General features: G+C 56.6%; 14 protein-coding genes. 8 read left to right on the forward strand and 6 right to left on the reverse strand.

Annotation, left to right across the window (positions count from 1 at the left end; translation table 11 throughout):
• Nucleotides 1–5: 5 nt before the first annotated feature.
• The 5 genes from AAE484_RS10220 to AAE484_RS10240 all read right to left on the reverse strand — a co-directional run bounded on the left by AAE484_RS10220 (nt 6) and on the right by AAE484_RS10240 (nt 4,903).
• The gene (locus AAE484_RS10220) at nt 6–1,160 is read right to left on the reverse strand and encodes a mandelate racemase/muconate lactonizing enzyme family protein (RefSeq protein WP_341938286.1); all 1,155 of its coding nucleotides are present in this window, start codon (nt 1,158–1,160) and stop codon (nt 6–8) included.
• Nucleotides 1,157–1,831 (reverse strand): GntR family transcriptional regulator, encoded by a 675-nt coding sequence (locus AAE484_RS10225; RefSeq protein WP_341938287.1) that lies wholly within the window; start codon nt 1,829–1,831, stop codon nt 1,157–1,159. Before AAE484_RS10225 ends, AAE484_RS10220 begins: the two co-directional genes overlap by 4 nt.
• A gap of 301 nt (nt 1,832–2,132) precedes the next feature.
• Nucleotides 2,133–2,825 carry an SDR family oxidoreductase gene (locus AAE484_RS10230; protein ID WP_341938288.1) on the reverse strand — a complete coding sequence of 231 codons (693 nt, stop codon included), beginning with the start codon at nt 2,823–2,825 and terminating at the stop codon, nt 2,133–2,135.
• Between the two features lie 18 nt (nt 2,826–2,843).
• Nucleotides 2,844–4,034 (reverse strand): DUF6786 family protein, encoded by a 1,191-nt coding sequence (locus AAE484_RS10235; RefSeq protein WP_341938289.1) that lies wholly within the window; start codon nt 4,032–4,034, stop codon nt 2,844–2,846.
• Between the two features lie 92 nt (nt 4,035–4,126).
• A complete protein-coding gene (locus AAE484_RS10240) occupies nt 4,127–4,903 on the reverse strand; it encodes an IclR family transcriptional regulator (RefSeq protein WP_341938290.1) in 777 nt (258 codons plus the stop codon).
• Nucleotides 4,904–5,076: 173 nt separating this feature from the next.
• Here AAE484_RS10240 and AAE484_RS10245 point away from each other — a divergent pair, with 173 nt between their 5' ends.
• From AAE484_RS10245 to AAE484_RS10280, 8 genes are all read left to right on the forward strand, one after another.
• The gene (locus tag AAE484_RS10245) at nt 5,077–6,228 is read left to right on the forward strand and encodes an extracellular solute-binding protein (protein ID WP_341938291.1); all 1,152 of its coding nucleotides are present in this window, start codon (nt 5,077–5,079) and stop codon (nt 6,226–6,228) included.
• 4 nt (nt 6,229–6,232) lie between these two features.
• Nucleotides 6,233–7,378, forward strand: a complete 1,146-nt coding sequence (locus AAE484_RS10250) for a CaiB/BaiF CoA transferase family protein (protein WP_341938292.1) — start codon at nt 6,233–6,235, stop codon at nt 7,376–7,378.
• Entirely contained in the window at nt 7,375–8,529 is a 1,155-nt protein-coding gene (locus AAE484_RS10255) for a CaiB/BaiF CoA transferase family protein (protein ID WP_341938293.1), read from the forward strand. Before AAE484_RS10250 ends, AAE484_RS10255 begins: the two co-directional genes overlap by 4 nt.
• A complete protein-coding gene (locus AAE484_RS10260) occupies nt 8,513–9,304 on the forward strand; it encodes an enoyl-CoA hydratase/isomerase family protein (RefSeq protein WP_341938294.1) in 792 nt (263 codons plus the stop codon). The genes AAE484_RS10255 and AAE484_RS10260 overlap by 17 nt, the downstream gene beginning before the upstream one ends.
• A 98-nt stretch (nt 9,305–9,402) precedes the next feature.
• Entirely contained in the window at nt 9,403–10,854 is a 1,452-nt protein-coding gene (locus AAE484_RS10265; RefSeq protein ID WP_341938295.1) for an aldehyde dehydrogenase family protein, read from the forward strand.
• 25 nt (nt 10,855–10,879) lie between these two features.
• A complete protein-coding gene (locus tag AAE484_RS10270; RefSeq protein ID WP_341938296.1) occupies nt 10,880–13,246 on the forward strand; it encodes a glycoside hydrolase family 2 protein in 2,367 nt (788 codons plus the stop codon).
• Between the two features lie 90 nt (nt 13,247–13,336).
• Nucleotides 13,337–13,711 (forward strand): cupin domain-containing protein, encoded by a 375-nt coding sequence (locus AAE484_RS10275; RefSeq protein WP_341938297.1) that lies wholly within the window; start codon nt 13,337–13,339, stop codon nt 13,709–13,711.
• A gap of 104 nt (nt 13,712–13,815) precedes the next feature.
• Entirely contained in the window at nt 13,816–14,769 is a 954-nt protein-coding gene (locus AAE484_RS10280; RefSeq protein WP_341938298.1) for an IS30 family transposase, read from the forward strand.
• Between the two features lie 100 nt (nt 14,770–14,869).
• Here AAE484_RS10280 and AAE484_RS10285 read toward each other — a convergent pair whose 3' ends face one another.
• Nucleotides 14,870–16,912, reverse strand: coding sequence for an Ig-like domain-containing protein (locus tag AAE484_RS10285; RefSeq protein ID WP_341938299.1), 2,043 nt, complete (start codon nt 16,910–16,912; stop codon nt 14,870–14,872).
• Between the last annotated feature and the right edge of the window lie 27 nt (nt 16,913–16,939).

Raw genomic sequence — 16,939 nt, forward strand, 5'->3', positions numbered from 1 at the left:
GGGGGTTACCAGTTGGTGTAGGAGCCGTCCGGCTTGATCAACCGTGGTGGCTCCCAAAAGTTGAAGGTTTGCGACTGGATGGCGGCCTCATCGACGTCAATACCCAGGCCGGGGGAATCGCTGACCGTGAAGTGGTTGTCGCTCAGGGTCGGTAGGGTTCCGAAAACCCGCTCATGTTCGCTCATGTCTCCGTCGTAGGGGGAGAGCTCAAGCCAGGCAAGGTTGGGAATGGCCGCGCAGTAGTGAACAGATGCGGCCGTGCACAGCGGGCTTAGCGGGTTGTGCGGCATCATGTCAATGTAGTGGCTCTCGCACATCGCGGTGATTTTGGCCGCTTCGGTAAACCCGCCGGCATTGCATAAATCAATACGCCCGAACTGCGTCAGGTTCTGATTCACGTAGGGCGCAAAGGCCCACTTGCTGGTGAGCTCTTCACCAATGGCCAGGGGGATATCGACCGATTGGCGTAAGGCCTGGTATGCGGCGGGGCTTTCGTCCCGGATGGGCTCTTCCAGAAAGTCCAGAGTGCCGGTGGGCATGCGCTGACAAAAAGACAGGGTTTCCGCCACGGACAGTCGGTGGTGGTAGTCAATGCCCAACACGGTTTCCGGGCCAAGTTGCTCTCGGGCGCGCGTCAACCAGTGCGCCGCGCTGGCCAGTGAGCGCCGCGGGTCAAATTCGGTGGCCTGGCCCGGGCGACCGTGTTCACCGGTGGTGGCTCGTATGACGGACCAGCCCTCGCTCTGCTTTTGCAGAAGGTCGTCTACAAAAGCCTCGCCGAAGGCGAGGGTGGAGGTGATAAACAGAGGAATACGGTCGCGTTGCTTGCCGCCAAGCAACTGATACACCGGTTGGTTCAGGGCTTTACCCAGCAGGTCATGAAGCGCGATATCAATGGCGGAAATGGCGGCGGAGAGCACTCGTCCACCCTCGAAATACTGGCTCCGGTACATCTCTTGCCAGAGCGCTCCGATATCGGTGGCGGACCGCCCGATCAGAAATTCCCGGAAGTGCTCAATGGCCCCCACGACGGCCCGTTCGCGACCCGAAAGCCCGGACTCGCCCCATCCGTGAATTCCCTCGTCGGTTTCAACCTTGACCAGACAGACGTTTCGAAAGCCTAGCCAAAAGGCGTAGGGCTTGATGGCGGTAATTTTCATAGGCGTGACGTGACCTGCCGGGACCAATAGTCCCCGCCGTTGTGAATGTGTTGGACCAGCGCGGCGCGGGCAGAGGGTTTGTCACGCTGACGCAGTGGCGCAATGATGGCTTTATGCTCATCAATGGCGGCTTGAATACGCGAGTCACTGATGGGCATGTTGGCGTGCAGCGCCAGCAGTCTCAGCCGCTGGCGTTTCCAAAGGTCGACCACATCCCGGTTGTAGTGGTGGCGGTACATCTCCCAGTGGAACAGGGTGTCCAGCTCCTTGAACTGGTCGACGTCTTTGGCGGTGAGCGCCTTCATCTCTTCGAGCAAAGCCTCCAGGCGGGCCAGCGGGGCTTCCGTGTGCTCTTCGATAAACCAGTCCAGTAAATAGGGTTCCAGCAGCTGCAACAGTTCATAGACGTCGCGCATGGTGGAGTACTCAAAGTGCATGACCCGCGCGCCACTGTTGCGCTGAAAACTCACCAGACCTTCGCCCTGCAGTTGCTTGAGGGCTTCCCGCACCGGGTTGATGCTGGTGTCATAGCGTTGCGCCAGGGCGGTGGTCACCAGGCGGTCGCCACTGACGAACACCCTCTGGGCGATGTCCTCCAGGAGGCGGGTATAAACGCTTCCGGGCTCACTGAAGAGGCGGGAAAACAAAGAATATTGCGTGTTATTAGCCATAAATTATGTGCAATTATTGTATACAATAAACATAATAATGTCTGTGTTTTGATTGAATTGCAAGGGGTGAGCTAAGAGTTACCAGCGATTGCGGCTGTTCAGAGCCGTCGGGAGGCGGGGTTCAGGGGGGTAGAGCTAGGGGAGAGGCCTTATGGAGGATGAGCCCGCCCGGAAACGGGCGAGCCATAACTGGCCAACAGGAGGGGTTCATTTGGCATTTTGGACCGTTTTTAGAGGTTTTGATCCGCTTTTAGTAGCCACAGACGAGGAATCGCTGACATTGATTGCCAATCTGGCCGCCTTACCAGCGGATAGGCGATCCATCCAAGTCAAAAAAGCCACCGGACTGCTCGGGTCGGAGTTGTCCGATGGTTTGGACGATCGCTCGTGAAGCTTGCTCTACGGACGTCGGCGCCTCGTTGCCTCCCATATCGGTTTTGACCCAGCCGGGACTGATCGCCGCAGTAATGATGCCCCGCTCCGCAAGTTTGTGCGCAAGCCTGTGGGTCAGCAGATTCAGCGCCACTTTGCTCATGGCGTATTCCTCAAACGGTCCGTCGGCCCCGATATTTTCCGCAATTGACGCCAGGCCGGAACTGAGCTGGATAAGGCGGGCGCCTTGGGTGAGGTTGTCTCGCAAAACTTGTATTAGCAGTGCCGGCCCGACTGCGTTGCTCTGGTAGCTGTCGATAAAGGCGGCTCGTGTCCAGCTTCCCAGAGGCTGGTGGTTGGTGGTGCCGGCGTTGTTGATCATGATATCGATAGGACCCGCCGCCTTGAGGTGCTGAGCGCACTGTTCAATCGATAGGTCGTCCTGTAAGTCCAGCTCTACCGGCGTCAGCTGCCCGCTGGCGCTTTCCGCCAGTCCTTTCCAGCCCTCGGTGCTACTGCCGGGGCGGTGGGTCGCCAGTACCTGGTGCCCCTGGGCGAGGTATTGTTGCACCAGCCCCAGGCCGAGGCCCCGGTTGGCACCGGTAATCAGAATAGTGGCCATTGCTATTTCTCCCGTTAGTTAGTCGGTTGTATCGGCGGCCTGCGCAAACTGGTGCTCTATGGTGTCCAGGCTTAGGCCCAGCGTTGCTTGTGCGAGCCTGTTCAATGCTTGCCGATCACCCTGAAAGTGCAGGGTGGTCTGCTGGTGGCGGGCGCTTTCGCCCTGTGTGAGCCGTAGGGCGGGGGAGGAGGACTCGAGCTCGTAAAATGGACCGAAACGTTTACCGTCCTCCATTAAGCCGTCATTAAAAACGTTGATCACATCCCCTTGATAGGGCACTTGCTCTGGAGAAAGCGCCCCCGGCAGCCAGGTGGAGTTGACGTAGCGTTTGGCGGCCGGATCAAAGGAAAAGACCACGAGCGTGAGCCGCTCCAGGGCCGGGTCCCATGCGCTCATCATGGGCAGGGTATGTTCGGGTGGGAGGCCGATTTTATTCATGTACTGGGCATCGGCCCGGTAATACACAGTACCCTCCACTACTGTCGTGTGAGACGCGCGGGTGTCGTTGAAATAGGGTGTTACTCCTGTCGGTTGCCCTCGGGTCGGAATGACGACGGTGTTGTGCGGGCTGGTCTCAAAGGCACCCAGGTGCCACAGGGAGATCAGGCCGGTCTCGTCCCTCATGGCGCGCCCGGTATTGGTGATTTCCGTTTGCGCCTTGAAGCCGACGTAGTCCAGTCCCTGGGGAAGCTCGACCTTCAACGCGTTTTCGATATGGTTGGCGTCGAGAAGGTGGATACTGCGCTTAACGTCCAGATCAAGCACCTGCCCCTGATAGCTCTCCAGTTGTACCTGTTGGCTGAACACCGCTTCTGTGGCGGTGCGGTGGAGGAGTTGATAGCGCTGCGTGGAGATGGCGGGTTGAAAGCGCACGTTATCCCCCGTTTGTTCAACGCCCGGCTCAAAAAACAATGAATAGGGCCCCGTTTCCGGCCCGAAGCTCAGCCGGTCTGCGCCACCGACCGCCGCACCGGACACCCGTTCGGCTTGCGCCAAATAGTCCCGGTTGATCCAGCCGTGGCTTTCTCCTTGGTCCCCGCGGGCCGTGCTCACCATTACCCGACCTTGTAGCTCGGCGAGAGCCATCACTTTTCGATGGCCATCCTCCAATACGACCGGGGACTGGTGGCGAGAGAGAAGCGCTAAATCCTGCGCAAAGGTCGGACGTGCAGGCGCCTGAGAGCAACCCGTCATAAGCGAGATAGACATGAGCAAAACCAGAAAATGAAGAAAACAGGCGGAAATACATAGCACACCCTTAGTGTAGACAATTGTCAGTGTACAATAAGGGTGCAAGGTTGTTAACCGGCTCGGTGGATGCCCAGCCGCTGGTTGATCTTGTCCGCTGTGGCGAGCACCGCTGCCACAATGGACTCCCGGTCGTGGTGGCGCCCCAGGGTGGAGGTGAGCGAGGAGGCGGCGACCGCCGCCGTCAGCCCCGAACCCGCCATGCCCACAAAGGCCGCGCAGTCCGTAACGCCCATGGTGATGTCGCTGGGGGCGAAGTGGTAGCGGTCCCGCCGGATGGTCTCCAGTTCGGCGAGGAACTGCTGTTTTTGTTCGTCGCTGAGGTGAGGTTCCTGACCGGCGTCGATCAGCAGCTTTTCGAGCTGCTCTTCGCTGTAGTGCGCCAGCAGCACGCGCCCGGAGGTTGTCGAGAAGAGGGGAAACAGGGTTCCCTCGGAGATAGAGAGCGACACTGGCTCGGGGCTTTTTACCTGGCTGACCACCATCAGTTTTCCCTCGTAAGGCACGCTCAGGTGGCAGGACTGCCCCACGGTCTCGGCCAGCTCCATCATGGGAAGCTGCGCCGCTTGCGTCAGTTGTTCAATGGGGGAGTGGGTGTGCGAGAGCGTGTACAACTTTAGTGATAAGCGATATTTGCCGGAGGACTCGTCCCGCAGGATATAGCCGCGTGCCTCCAGCCCCACCAGAACCCGGTAGATTTCATTGGGGCTGCGCCCCAAGCCGGTAGCGATCTCCGCTTGTGACAAGGGGGCTACGTTGTCGGACAGGTGCTCAAGGATATCCAACCCCTTGTCCAGGGCCGGGGCAGAGTATTTGGTGGTTCGGTTCATCGTTGCGTAAGGGCTCCGTCGGTTAAGTGTCGGCAGTATCGCAAACTCCCGGTAGGGGCTCCACTTGGCTTGCTGGAACTCGTCAATGAATGACAAAAATGATTGTATGCTGACTGTCTACAATTTACCATAGAATTAATCATTTATATATGAATGAATTGAGCGGAGTTGAGATGAGTCAATCGGTTACTGAATTAAAAGGCATCACTTGGGGGCATACCCGGGGCTACGTGCCCATGACAGCGACGGCCCAACGCTTTGAAGAGTTGAATCCGGGGGTGCGCATTACCTGGAGCAAACGCTCCCTGCAGGCCTTTGCGGACCAGCCCATTGATGAGCTGGCGAGAGAGTATGACTTGCTGGTCATCGACCACCCCTGGGCCGGCTTTGCCGCTCAAACCGGGGTGATTGTGCCTCTGGAAGACTGGGTGGGTGAGGACTTTCTCGCAGACCAGGCGGCCAACACGGTTGGCCATTCCCACGAAAGCTACCGGTATGCCGATCAACAGTGGGCCTTGGCCATTGATGCCGCCACCCCGGTGGCTTCGGCGCGTATGGACTTGCTGGAAGAGGCGGGCGCGGGCATGCCCCAGACCTGGGATGATCTGATGGCCTTGGCCAGGCAAGGCAAGGTGGCCGTGCCCTCGATTCCGCAGGATACGTTGATGAACTTCTACATGCTGTGCTGCACCCTGGGGGAAGACCCCTGCGTGAGCGACGGGGAAGTGGTCAGCGAGGCCGTTGGCACCGAAGCCCTGCAGCGGTTGCGTGACCTGTCCGTACACCTGGATCGCCAGTGCTTTGACTGGAACCCCATCAAAGTTTACGAGGCAATGACGCAAACCGACGATTTCGCCTACTGCCCCTTCGCCTATGGGTATGCAAACTATGCCAAGCCCAATTACGCCCGTCGGCGCGTGAAGTTTGCGGACGTAGTGGTGCTGGAAAACGGCGAGCGCTGTCGCACCACTTTGGGTGGCACAGGCCTGGCCATTTCTGCCAGCTCCAGCCATAAAGAGATAGCGGCTAAATACGCCCGGTTTGTCGCCAATGCGGAAATGCAGAAAGGCTTCTATATTGAATTTGGTGGTCAGCCGGGTTATCGCCAGGCATGGTTGGATGAAACCGCCAACCAGGTTTCCGACAATTACTTTGTCGATACGCTGCCAGCACTGGATCGCGCGTTTTTGCGGCCCCGATACCACGGCCATATGAATTTTCAGGACAACGCCGGCGCCCCGATTCGCGAGTACCTGATGGACGGGGGCGACGAAAAGGCGCTGTTGAGGCACCTGAATAAACTGTACCAAACCCCGAAAGGCTGAACGTATGAAACTGCCGCTTGAGGGCCTGACGGTTCTCGAATTCAGTCAGTATTTGGCGGGGCCATACGCCGGTTTGAGACTGGCAGACCTCGGCGCGCGGGTGATCAAAGTCGAGCGCCCGGGCGCTGGCGATGCCTGTCGGAAGTCGGCGACCAAAAACCTGTGGGCGGACGGAGATTCCGTCCTGTTTCACACCATCAACCGTAACAAGGAAAGCTTTACAGCCAACCTGAAGGATCCGGACGACCTGGAGCGGGTGCGCCGCCTAGTGGCACAGGCGGATGTGATGACCCATAACTTTCGCCCGGGCATTATGGATCGTCTGGGGCTGGACTATGACAGCGTCTACGAGTTGAACCCGAGCATTGTGTACGGTGAGGTCAGCGGTTATGGCGAGTCAGGCCCCTGGCGCGACCGGCCGGGTCAGGACCTGCTGGCGCAATCGGTATCCGGGTTGACCTGGTTGAGCAACACGGCGGATAAACCGCCCACGCCCTTTGGTATTGCAGTGGCGGACATGCTGTGCGGCACCCACTTGGCGCAGGGCATTCTTGCCGCGCTGGTGCAACGCCGACGAAGTGGACAGGGCAGCAAGGTCAGCGTCAGTTTGCTGGAGTCCATACTGGATCTGCAGTTCGAAGGGCTGACGGTATTTCTGAATCAGGGGCAGCAACTGCCCCAGCGAAGCGCGGTGGCTGGAGCGCACGTCTACCTCGGTGCGCCATACGGCATTTACCCAACCGCCGATGGTCATATCGCGCTCTCTATGGGCTCCCTGGAGACACTCTGCCGTGCCCTCGGTTGTACCGGCCTGGAGACGTTCGATACGCCCCAGGCGCAGTTTGACCACCGCGATCACATCAAGGCCCACCTCTCCGAACATTTGCGCACGCAGACCACACGCCACTGGCTCTCGGTGTTGGAGCCAGAGGGCTACTGGTGCTCGGACGTGCTCGACCATCAGCGTTTGACGGAAGAAGAGGCTTACCAGGTTTTGGAAATGGAGCAGACGGTCTCCCGGGGAGACACGGTCAGTCTGCGGACGACTCGCTGCCCCATCCGAATCAACGGGGAAAAGCTGTTTTCTTCCCGGGCGGCACCGGTCTTGGGCGATTCGACCGAAAGCATTACGAAGGAGTTCTCGCTGTGACCAGACCACTTGAGGGGATACGTGTCCTCGACTTTACCCAGTTTCTGGCCGGCCCGGTCGCCACCTTGAGGCTGAGTGACCTGGGTGCGCGGGTCATAAAAGTGGAGCACCATGAGCAGGGTGATTTAACGCGGAAAATCTACGCTCCGCAGTTGAATCTCGATGGCGTGTCGGCGTTTTTTCAGGCCATAAACCGAAATAAGGAAAGCCTCAGGGTTAACCTCAAAAACGCGGAGGACTATGCGCTGATCTCTCGGCTCGTGGCGGCATCGGATGTAGTTGTTCACAATTTTCGCCCCGGTGTCATGAACCGTCTCGGCCTCGACTATGACACCCTGAAGAGCTCCAACCCGACGCTGGTGTACGGCGAGATTTCCGGCTACGGGGCGGACGGGCCCTGGCGTCACAAACCCGGTCAGGACCTTCTGGTTCAAGCGTTGTCCGGGTTGACTCAGCTCAGCGGTGCGGAGAGTGACGGCCCGGTGCCCATGGGACTGGCTATCGCCGACTACCTGGCGGGCTCGCAATTGGTGCAAGGCGTTCTGGCAGCACTGGTCAGTGGAGAAGGGACGCGTGTTGAAGTCAGTATGCTCGAAGCGATATTGGACTTTCAGTTCGAGCCGCTGACGCTGTTTTATCAGGATGGTGAACCGGTCAGTCGTGGCGAACAGAACCCCGCCCACTCACTGGTTGCCGCCCCCTATGGACTCTACCAAACGCAAAACGGTTATTTGGCACTGGCCATGGGCTCCATTACCGCATTGGCGGAACTGTTTGCGTGCGAGCCGTTAAAAGCGTACGCCGATCCGAGCCGTTGGTTTGAGCTGCGGGACCCCATCAAAAAAATATTGGCCGAGCACCTGAACACTCAAACCACTGAACACTGGCTGGGCATATTGGAGCCGGCGGACATTTGGTGCGCACCGGTGTTGAACTGGCGCGAGCTGGTTGAGCATGACGGCATTAAAGCGTTATCCATGTTGCAAAGCGTGACCAATAGCCGTGGCTTTGAGTACCAGACCACGCGTTGTCCGATCCGATTTAACAATGAGCCACTTACTTCCAGCCTCGCCGCGCCGGCATTGGGAGAGCACAGTGACGCCATAAAACAAGAGTCTGTAAAGGAGGCTCCCCATGGCGCCCAACGCTGAGACTGTCGTTTCCGTTAGCGTGGCCCGGGGCGTCGCGCAAATCACACTCAATCGCCCGCCCGCGAACGCTTACAACCTGTCGGTACAGCAAGCCCTTTACGACGCGGTGAGGGACGTCGACCAGCGCGACGATATTTTGGTGGCCGTGTTGCGTAGCGCCAGCGATCGGTTTTTCTGCGCGGGTGCGGACATCAAGGAGTTCCAGAGTAATTCCGTGGCGGACAATCAGGCCATGGTCGAGCAAGCCCGGCGAACGCTGGCCGCCATGGAATGCAGTGGTGTGTTCTTTATTGCGCAAATCGGCGGCCACGCCCTTGGCGGTGGCCTGGAGCTCGCGATGGCGTGTGATGTTCGGTTTGCCGCGCGCGGTTCGTACCGTTTGGGGCTGACGGAAATTAAGCTGGGGCTGATTCCCGGTAATGGCGGCACTCAGCGCCTGACCCGTCTGGTGGGAATGCCCCGCGCGCTGGAGCTATTGGCATCGGGCGATCCGTTTGGGGTGGAAGAGGCGGCCCAGTGGGGGTTGATCAACCGCCTCTATGAACCCGACGCGCTTGAGTCAGAAACGATGGCGTATGCCCAGCAGGTAGCGGCCGGCCCAGCGCTGGCGTTGGCGGCGAGCAAGCGGGCCGTTCGGGACGGCGGTGAACTGCCGTTGGCCGAGGGGCTGGCAAGAGAGCAGGCGCTGGCGGACGGCTTGTATGACACGCAGGACGCTGAGGAAGGTTTTCAGGCCTTCCTGGAAAAGCGGCCACCCCAATTCACCGGTCGCTAAGCCCTCGGGATTTAGGGGCTATCTGAAAGACATTGTTTGAAAAACATACTTCAATACTTGTATTCCAATAACAATCGGCGTGAACGAGGAGCAGAATCATGACTACGTCCCTGCAACACTACCCGTGTTATATCGATGGCCAGTGGGTGGACGCCTCCAATGGCGCCACCTTCACCGTAGAAAACCCGGCGACCGAAGAGGTTTGGGCAACCATCCCCGATTGCACTGTGGAAGACGCCGACCGCGCTCTGAAAAGTGCGCAAAAGGCTCAACTGGACTGGCAGTCGCTTCCCGCGATTGCGCGCGGCCGGCATTTGCTGGCAATCGTGGAAGGCTTGAAGGCACGACGAGAAGAACTTGTTCGCCTGTTGGTGCTGGAGCAGGGCAAAACCACACCGGAGGCGCAAGGGGAGGTCGACGATACACTGAATTACCTGACGTACTCCGCGGAAGCCGCCCGGCGCATTGAAGGCAATATATACCCGTCGGATAACCCCAATGAACAGATCTGGATTCAAAAAGTGCCGTACGGGGTAACGTTGGGTCTGTGCGCCTACAACTTCCCGCTGGCGTTGATCGGCCGGAAAGTCGGCCCTGCGCTGGTAACGGGCAACACCATGGTGCTCAAGCCCCACGAGGCGACGCCGGTAACGGCGTCACTGTTTTGCCAGGTTGCGCACGAGGCGGGTTTGCCGCCGGGCGTACTGAACCTGGTGAGCGGTACGGGCATTGCCCTTAGCTCCCACCTGGTCTCCAGCCCGATGACTCGCCTGGTCTCTTTAACCGGCAGCACACGTGCGGGGCAGGCGATCTATAAAGCTTCGTCTGAAAACGTCTCTGGCCTGGTACTTGAGCTGGGGGGCAAGGCGTCATTTGTGGTGCTTGAAGATGCCGACCTGGAGAAAGCGGCCGATGCCGCGGTGATTTCCCGCTTTGCCAATTGTGGCCAGGTGTGTATCTGTAACGAGCTGGTTCTGGTGCAGGAGTCCATTGCCGACAAGTTCGAAGCCATGGTGCTGGAGCGAGTCAAAAAGATTCGCTACGGCCGCCCGGACTCGGAGGTGGATATGGGGCCAAGCGTGACCGGTGCGAGCATCGAGCGGGTAAACGGCCTGGTTCAGGAAAGCATCAAAAAAGGCGCGCAGGTCGCCATCGGTGCAAAGCGTCCTGAGGGCTCCGAATTTGAAAAAGGTCACTGGTATGAACCCACGATACTGACTCAGGTAACGGCTGATATGCCAGTGGCAACGGACGAGATTTTCGGGCCGGTGCTGCCCATTATTCGGGTCAAGGATTACGAGCAAGCGCTGGCCATTACCAATGACCGGGAGGATGGTCTGTCGTCCTACATCTTCACCAATGACCTCAAGAAAATCATGCATGCCGTCCAACACATGCAAGTGGGTACGGTCTTCGTGAATCAGCCGATTTCCGGATATATTCAGGGTTATCACTCCGGCCACAAGCGCAGCGGCGTTGGTGGCGAGGACGGCGTTTACGGCATTGAGAACTATCTGCAAAAACGTGCCGTCTATTTTAATTACGAGTAATACGTTCAGTAACGAGGTTGTATCAATGTCTAGAATCAATTTGGACCTCAGCGGCCACCGCTGGCAAATGGAAAAAATGCGCCCGGGGCAGGGCATCAGGGAAGAGTTGCATCTTTTGCCCGCCGAATACCAGGGGACCACGTTCAGCTGGAATTTCGCCACGGTGCCCGGCGACGTCTACACTGACCTGTACCGCACCGGCGAGCTGGAAGACCCGTACTTTGGCCGCAATATGCACAAAGCCAAATGGGCTCAGGAATACGAGTGGTGGTACAGCCACCGGTTCGCGGTTCCGGAATCCATGAAGGGGAAAGTCATTCGGCTACTCTTTGAGGGCGTGGATTACAGCTGTGATGTCTGGCTGAATGGCCACCACCTGGGTCGCCACGAGGGCATGTTCTCCGGATTTGAGTTCGACATCACCGATTTCATCAATTTTGATGACTGGCGTGACGGCTCGAACATGCTGATGATCAAGCTGGACCCGCCGCCGAAGAACTATCGTTTGTGTGGTGGTAAGAAAGTCAACTTCTCCGGGGACTACTTTACCGGCCTGGTGCCCTTTGGCATCTGGCGACCAATCCGTATCGAAGCGACTGACGCCGTGCGAATCAAAAACGTTCGTGCTGATGTCAGCCTGCCGCAACCCGGCGAGGCGGCGGTGGATGTTCTTGTGGAGGTGTGGAACCACGGAGACAAACCGATGACTGCGGATCTGGAATTCGCGCTGTCCGGGCGTAACTGTGAGGCGACTCCCGCCGGTGAAACGAAAAGCGTTCGGTTGGAGCCCGGTTTAAACACCCTTGAACAACGTCTGACCGCGACAGATCCAAAACTGTGGTGGCCCTGGGATATGGGCGATCAGAACCTCTACAACCTGGACGTCAGCGTCAAGCAAGAGGGCGGTGGTAGTGACCAGCAGCAGGAAGTGATCGGGCTGCGGGAAATTCGAATGGAGATGAATCCAGGGTTCACCCCGGAGGAAACCGAATACCCCTGGACGTTTGTGGTCAACGGCAAACGGCACTTCCTTCGCTCGGCGTGCTGGGGTGGCCAGCCCTCGTTGCTCTATGGGCGCAATAACCTGAAGAAGTACGAGGATCGGGTGGCCATGGTCAAGGAGGCCAACATCAACAACTTGCGGATTTTCGGATGGCACCCGCCAGAGATTCCCGACTTCTACCGGTTGTGCGATGAGTTGGGTATTACCGTCTGGACCAACTTTACTCTGGCGACCCAGGCTTACTCGAAAGAAGATGCCTTTGTGAAGGATGTATTGCACGAGTGCCGGGCCATTGTTCGGGAACGTCGCAATCACCCCTCCCAAATTTTCTGGATGGGCGGTGAAGAGGTATTCTTCTCTGGCGCCCACGAAGAGAGCGGCAACCGCTATCTGATGGATGTGATCGGGGACGAGGTAAAAAGTTGCACCAACGTTCCCTATGGCCTGGCGTCGCCGCTCAGCTCGGAGTCTGCGGTCAATATGGGCTTCAAGCCCAAAGAGTCCATTCACGCCAACGAGCACTATTACCAGGGTGGTGCGGAGTTTATGGAAGAGTACTACCCGGCGTTGGACTGTGCGATTGTGCCGGAGCTGACTGCCGCTTCGGCGCCCTCGGTGGACAGTCTGAAGAAGTTTATTCCGGAAGACGAGCTGTGGCCAATGGGGGTAAGCTGGGCCTATCACTGGGCTGATATCGATGTTCTGAAAAACCTTAACTTTGAAGTTTTTGACGATTATCGAACCGGTTCGCTGGAAGAGTTTGTGGAAGCCACACAGATCGCCCAGGGGACCGTGATCCAGTTCGCGCTGGAAACCTATCGTCGCCGTAAGCCCAAGATGAGCGGTGTGGCCATTTGCCATTTTATGACGCACTGGCCGGACATCAAATGGGGTGTCATCGATTACTATGGTGAGAAAAAACGGTCGTTTGACTATCTCAAACGCACCTATCAGCCGTTATTGCCCAGTCTGCAGTTTGACCGCCGGCGCTGGCAGGCCGGTGAAGCCTTTAACGCCCAAATCTGGGTGGTGAATGACTACCAGTACGAACATGATGCCCTGACGCTAGGGTGGACGCTTCGCTACCAGGACCGGGAAACCGGTGTGGCCGGCCACAAGGTCATCGACGTCGGCGCGGATAGCTCTTCCCGTTATGCGAACATCGAGTGGTTGCTTCCCAGCAATGCGCAAGGGCAGTTTACGGTGTCGTTGGTCCTTAAAAACGCCTCGGGAGAGGTGGTGGCAGACAATGACTATGTGCTGCTGGTGGGAGACCAGAAAGCCGCTAAGGCGCAGAGCTTGGCTTATTTGGCACAAGTACAAGAGCGCCTGGACCAGTTCGGACACAACGTCTATCGCTACTGGCCAGAGCGCTGGCAGGTGGAATAAGCAAACGCCTCGACGTGTGCACCGGGCTTACTAATCCCGGTTTTTTTGAATCAAAAAAATCTAATGACTACCAACCGGAGAGACTACGCTATGAGATCGCATATATCGATGTTGGCTCGAAATGGCGCGGGCGTTTTGGTCCGAGCAAATACCGAGAAGGCCCAGCCGCTTGAACACAAGGGCTGGAAACTACTGACCACCAGTGACGCCGGTCTTGGGCTGGTATTTCTGGAAGCCGAACCCGGCGCGGACGAGTTTCCCATTCACTCCTCAGAGGACGCCTGGGTAGGAATGGTGGTTAGCGGAACGGGAACGCTTTTCGCAGGGGACCGTAATTCAGTGATCGTGGATGGTATGGAATATCGCGAAGGGGATTTTATTACCTTTGAGCCCAATACCCCGCACGCTTGGCGCAATAATGGGTCGGACATCTGTCAGATACTTCTGGCGCGACGGGATGCATAGTATAAAACCCGAATTCATATACTAAGTGCGACACTTTTTAAATTAAGAGAGGTAAGCTGTAGTATCAGTCTTTTTTCACTCCCGCCAAGAAGTTGAAAAAGCCTATGAGATACCAACAGCTTACCTCAGAGGAAAGGGTAGTCCTTTCCACCTTGAAATTACAAGGCCTTTCTATGCGGAAAATTGGCGAACAGATGGGTCGTCACCACAGCACTTTATACCGTGAGCTGGACCGCAACCGTTGCTACCACATCGATGGAGCTTATCGCCCCAGTAAGGCCCAGCGTCGCACAGTCGCCAGGAGAAGACGGTCAAGAAGAAACAGGCATTACTCGGAAGCCGATTTCAAAGAAGTTCGCCGGCTACTGAGGAAGAAATTCAGCCCAGAGCAGATCACCGGCTACCTTCGCCGCCTAAAACAACCTTGCTTTTCCCACGAAACCATTTACTTGTACATATGGCGGGACAAGGCGAACGGCGGCTACCTATGGAAGCATCTCAGACAGTCTCCGAAAATACGACGAAAGCGCTATAAGGCCTATGACAGCAGGGGCCGGCTGGCTGATAAGCGCCATATATCGGAACGCCCTAAAACCGTTGAGACCCGGCGCTACAAGGGCCATTGGGAAATCGATACTGTCATGGGCAAAGGATCCACTGACTGCATTGTGACTCTTGTAGAGCGAAAGACCGGCTTCCTAATGATTGGGAAGCTAAAAGACCGGTCTACCCATTCTTTGAACAAAAAGACAAAACGGTTAATCAGTCGAAATCCTCTGGAATTTAAAACAATTACGGCTGACAACGGTACCGAGTTCCATCAATACAAAGCTATCGAGTCCCATAGCACCGTTAAATTCTACTTTGCCAACCCTTTTCATTCATGGGAACGGGGAAGCAATGAAAACGCTAACGGCCTGATTCGCCAATACATCCCTAAGGGAACTTCAATGGAAAACCTCACGCAGCAGCAATGCGATCGGATTGCCTCTGAGTTAAACGCCAGGCCAAGGAAACGATACCACTACCAATCACCTGAGGATCTCTTTCATGTGTAGCTATTTCTGTCGCGGTTCAAAGTTGACACTAAGAAACGTTGAGAAGTGGGTAAAAAAAAGGGCACGCAAGCGTGCCCTAAAAAGGAGGAGATCAAGACAGCTAGGGTACTTCCACCAATATGACGTTATCGATCACAACCTCTGCGTTCGGGTTCCACAGGTTGGGATTAAACGAGATCATCACGCTGCGGGACGCCCAGTCATCCACATCAGTGAAAGCGTCTACATCAATATACTGCTCGAACTTGGTTAGCTCTCCGTCGGTTTCGAAGAAAAAGTTTCTGGACCTTGGCTGAACCTCTGCCTCCAGGCTGGTACCGACAGGAGAGGTGCTTCCGTCCGCTGCATCGTAGATGGCCAGGCTCATGGGGCTATTGCCGCTGCCTCCCGATGTCAGTATACGCATGTCCATGCTTAGCAGGTACTTCTTGCCGTTTTCGATGGTGCCGGCGGGCAAAGTGAGCTGAGCGCTATTCCAGCTTGTCATGTACAGGCTGTAGGAGCCACTGATGACCTGTTCAGGGTCTTCGGTGATGCTGGCATTATCCCCGTCGGAAACGATCCAGTCTCCCATGGTGCCGTCTTCAAAGCCAACATTATAAGCACCCATCTTGGCGACGTGGTTGTTGGCGATGTCTGTGGAGTAGCGCATGCCGACGACGTCATCCATATTCATACCAACCATACTATACTGGGCTGTCCGGCTGTCAGAGGACTCTGGTCCGGTGACAAAGGAGGCCGTGTGGAACGCATGCTTGGTCCATTGTTTTTCACTGCCATCGACATAAGGGGGGTGAATACCGAAACGACGGGAGAAGTCTTCGCTTTCGTCCGCACCGATAATGTTCAGAGAATAGCCGCCCCAGTTCGGTACCCGATCTACTTGGCGAACCAGGTAACCGGCATTCTCTTCTACATCGAAGTTGCCGCTCAGTTGAGGCTCACCCGTCGATACCACCTGGTAGTCTCCTTCCCAGGCATCAGCTGCTGCTTCCACCGCGATGACGGCGCTATTATCGGTTGACCAGTTGCTCAAATCTCCGGTTTCGAAGCTGCCGTTGCTGATTAGGTTTAGCGGGGCTTCACGGGTGACTTCCACAGAGAAACTCGTGCTGATTTCAAACCCATCGTCACCATCATTGACGTCGAAACTGTATTCAAATGTCTCAGTTGTGCCCACGGTGTCGATATGAGTGGCAAAATCCACCGGGTCGATAACCAGTTGGGTACCGCTGGACTTGTCAAACGAGAGCTCAGGCCCGCCATTTGTGGGGGTAACGGTGTCCCACTCAATGGTCAGCGGATCACCGTTGCGATCGACGATATATTCCGGATCATTGAGCTGTACATAGGCAATGGAGTCATTGGTAGTGAACGATCCTGAAAAGGTGCCGTTCACCATGGGAGCTTCCGGCTCATCAACGACGGCACTGATGGTTATCGCCGCTGTGCGCTCGACGGAGTGGTTTCCGTCTTCCACATTGTAGGTGAATCTCAGAGTAAGGAACTCACCAACGCCAATATCGCCGGTAAATGCCGGAATATCGATGGAGAGTTCTGAGCCAGATACGGAGTAGTTGTCCACCGGGTTTTCCGATGATGCGGTGAAACCGCTTATGGACAGTTCGTCGCCGTCGGCGTCCGTGGCACCTTGCAGAAGGTCGATCGTAACCGCATCTTCAGATGCGTCATAGGACGCCTTTAGCTGATCGAATTCGGGAGCAAAGTCTTCCCCTTCGATACGAATAGTAGCGGTCCGTTGAGTGCTGTTCTGGCCATCTGAGATGTCGTAGGTGTAGACCATCTGGTAGGTATCGCCGGTGCCAATCATCGGGGCGATCGCTGATGGATCAACGCCAATACGTACTTCCTGAGAAGCGTCAAAGCCAGTTTCATCATCTTTGCTGGCGGTGAGGTTTTCAACACGAAGAATGTCCGCATCAGGGTCCACGGCGTCTTGAAGGAGATCGATGACCTGTGCGTCGTCAGATTCATGTAGATTTACGGTGATGTCGCCGCTGTGAGTAGGAGCGGCAGCGCCGATTGGTTTTCCGGATTCGTCACCATCATCGTTACCACAACCGGTCAGTGACGCTGCGATAACGGCGGTTAATAGTGCATGTTTTTTTTGAAAAAGTTTCATAAATTCACCACTTATTGTATAGAGAAG

The sequence above is a fragment of the Marinimicrobium sp. C2-29 genome (assembly GCF_038419845.1).
GTDB lineage: Bacteria > Pseudomonadota > Gammaproteobacteria > Pseudomonadales > Cellvibrionaceae > Marinimicrobium.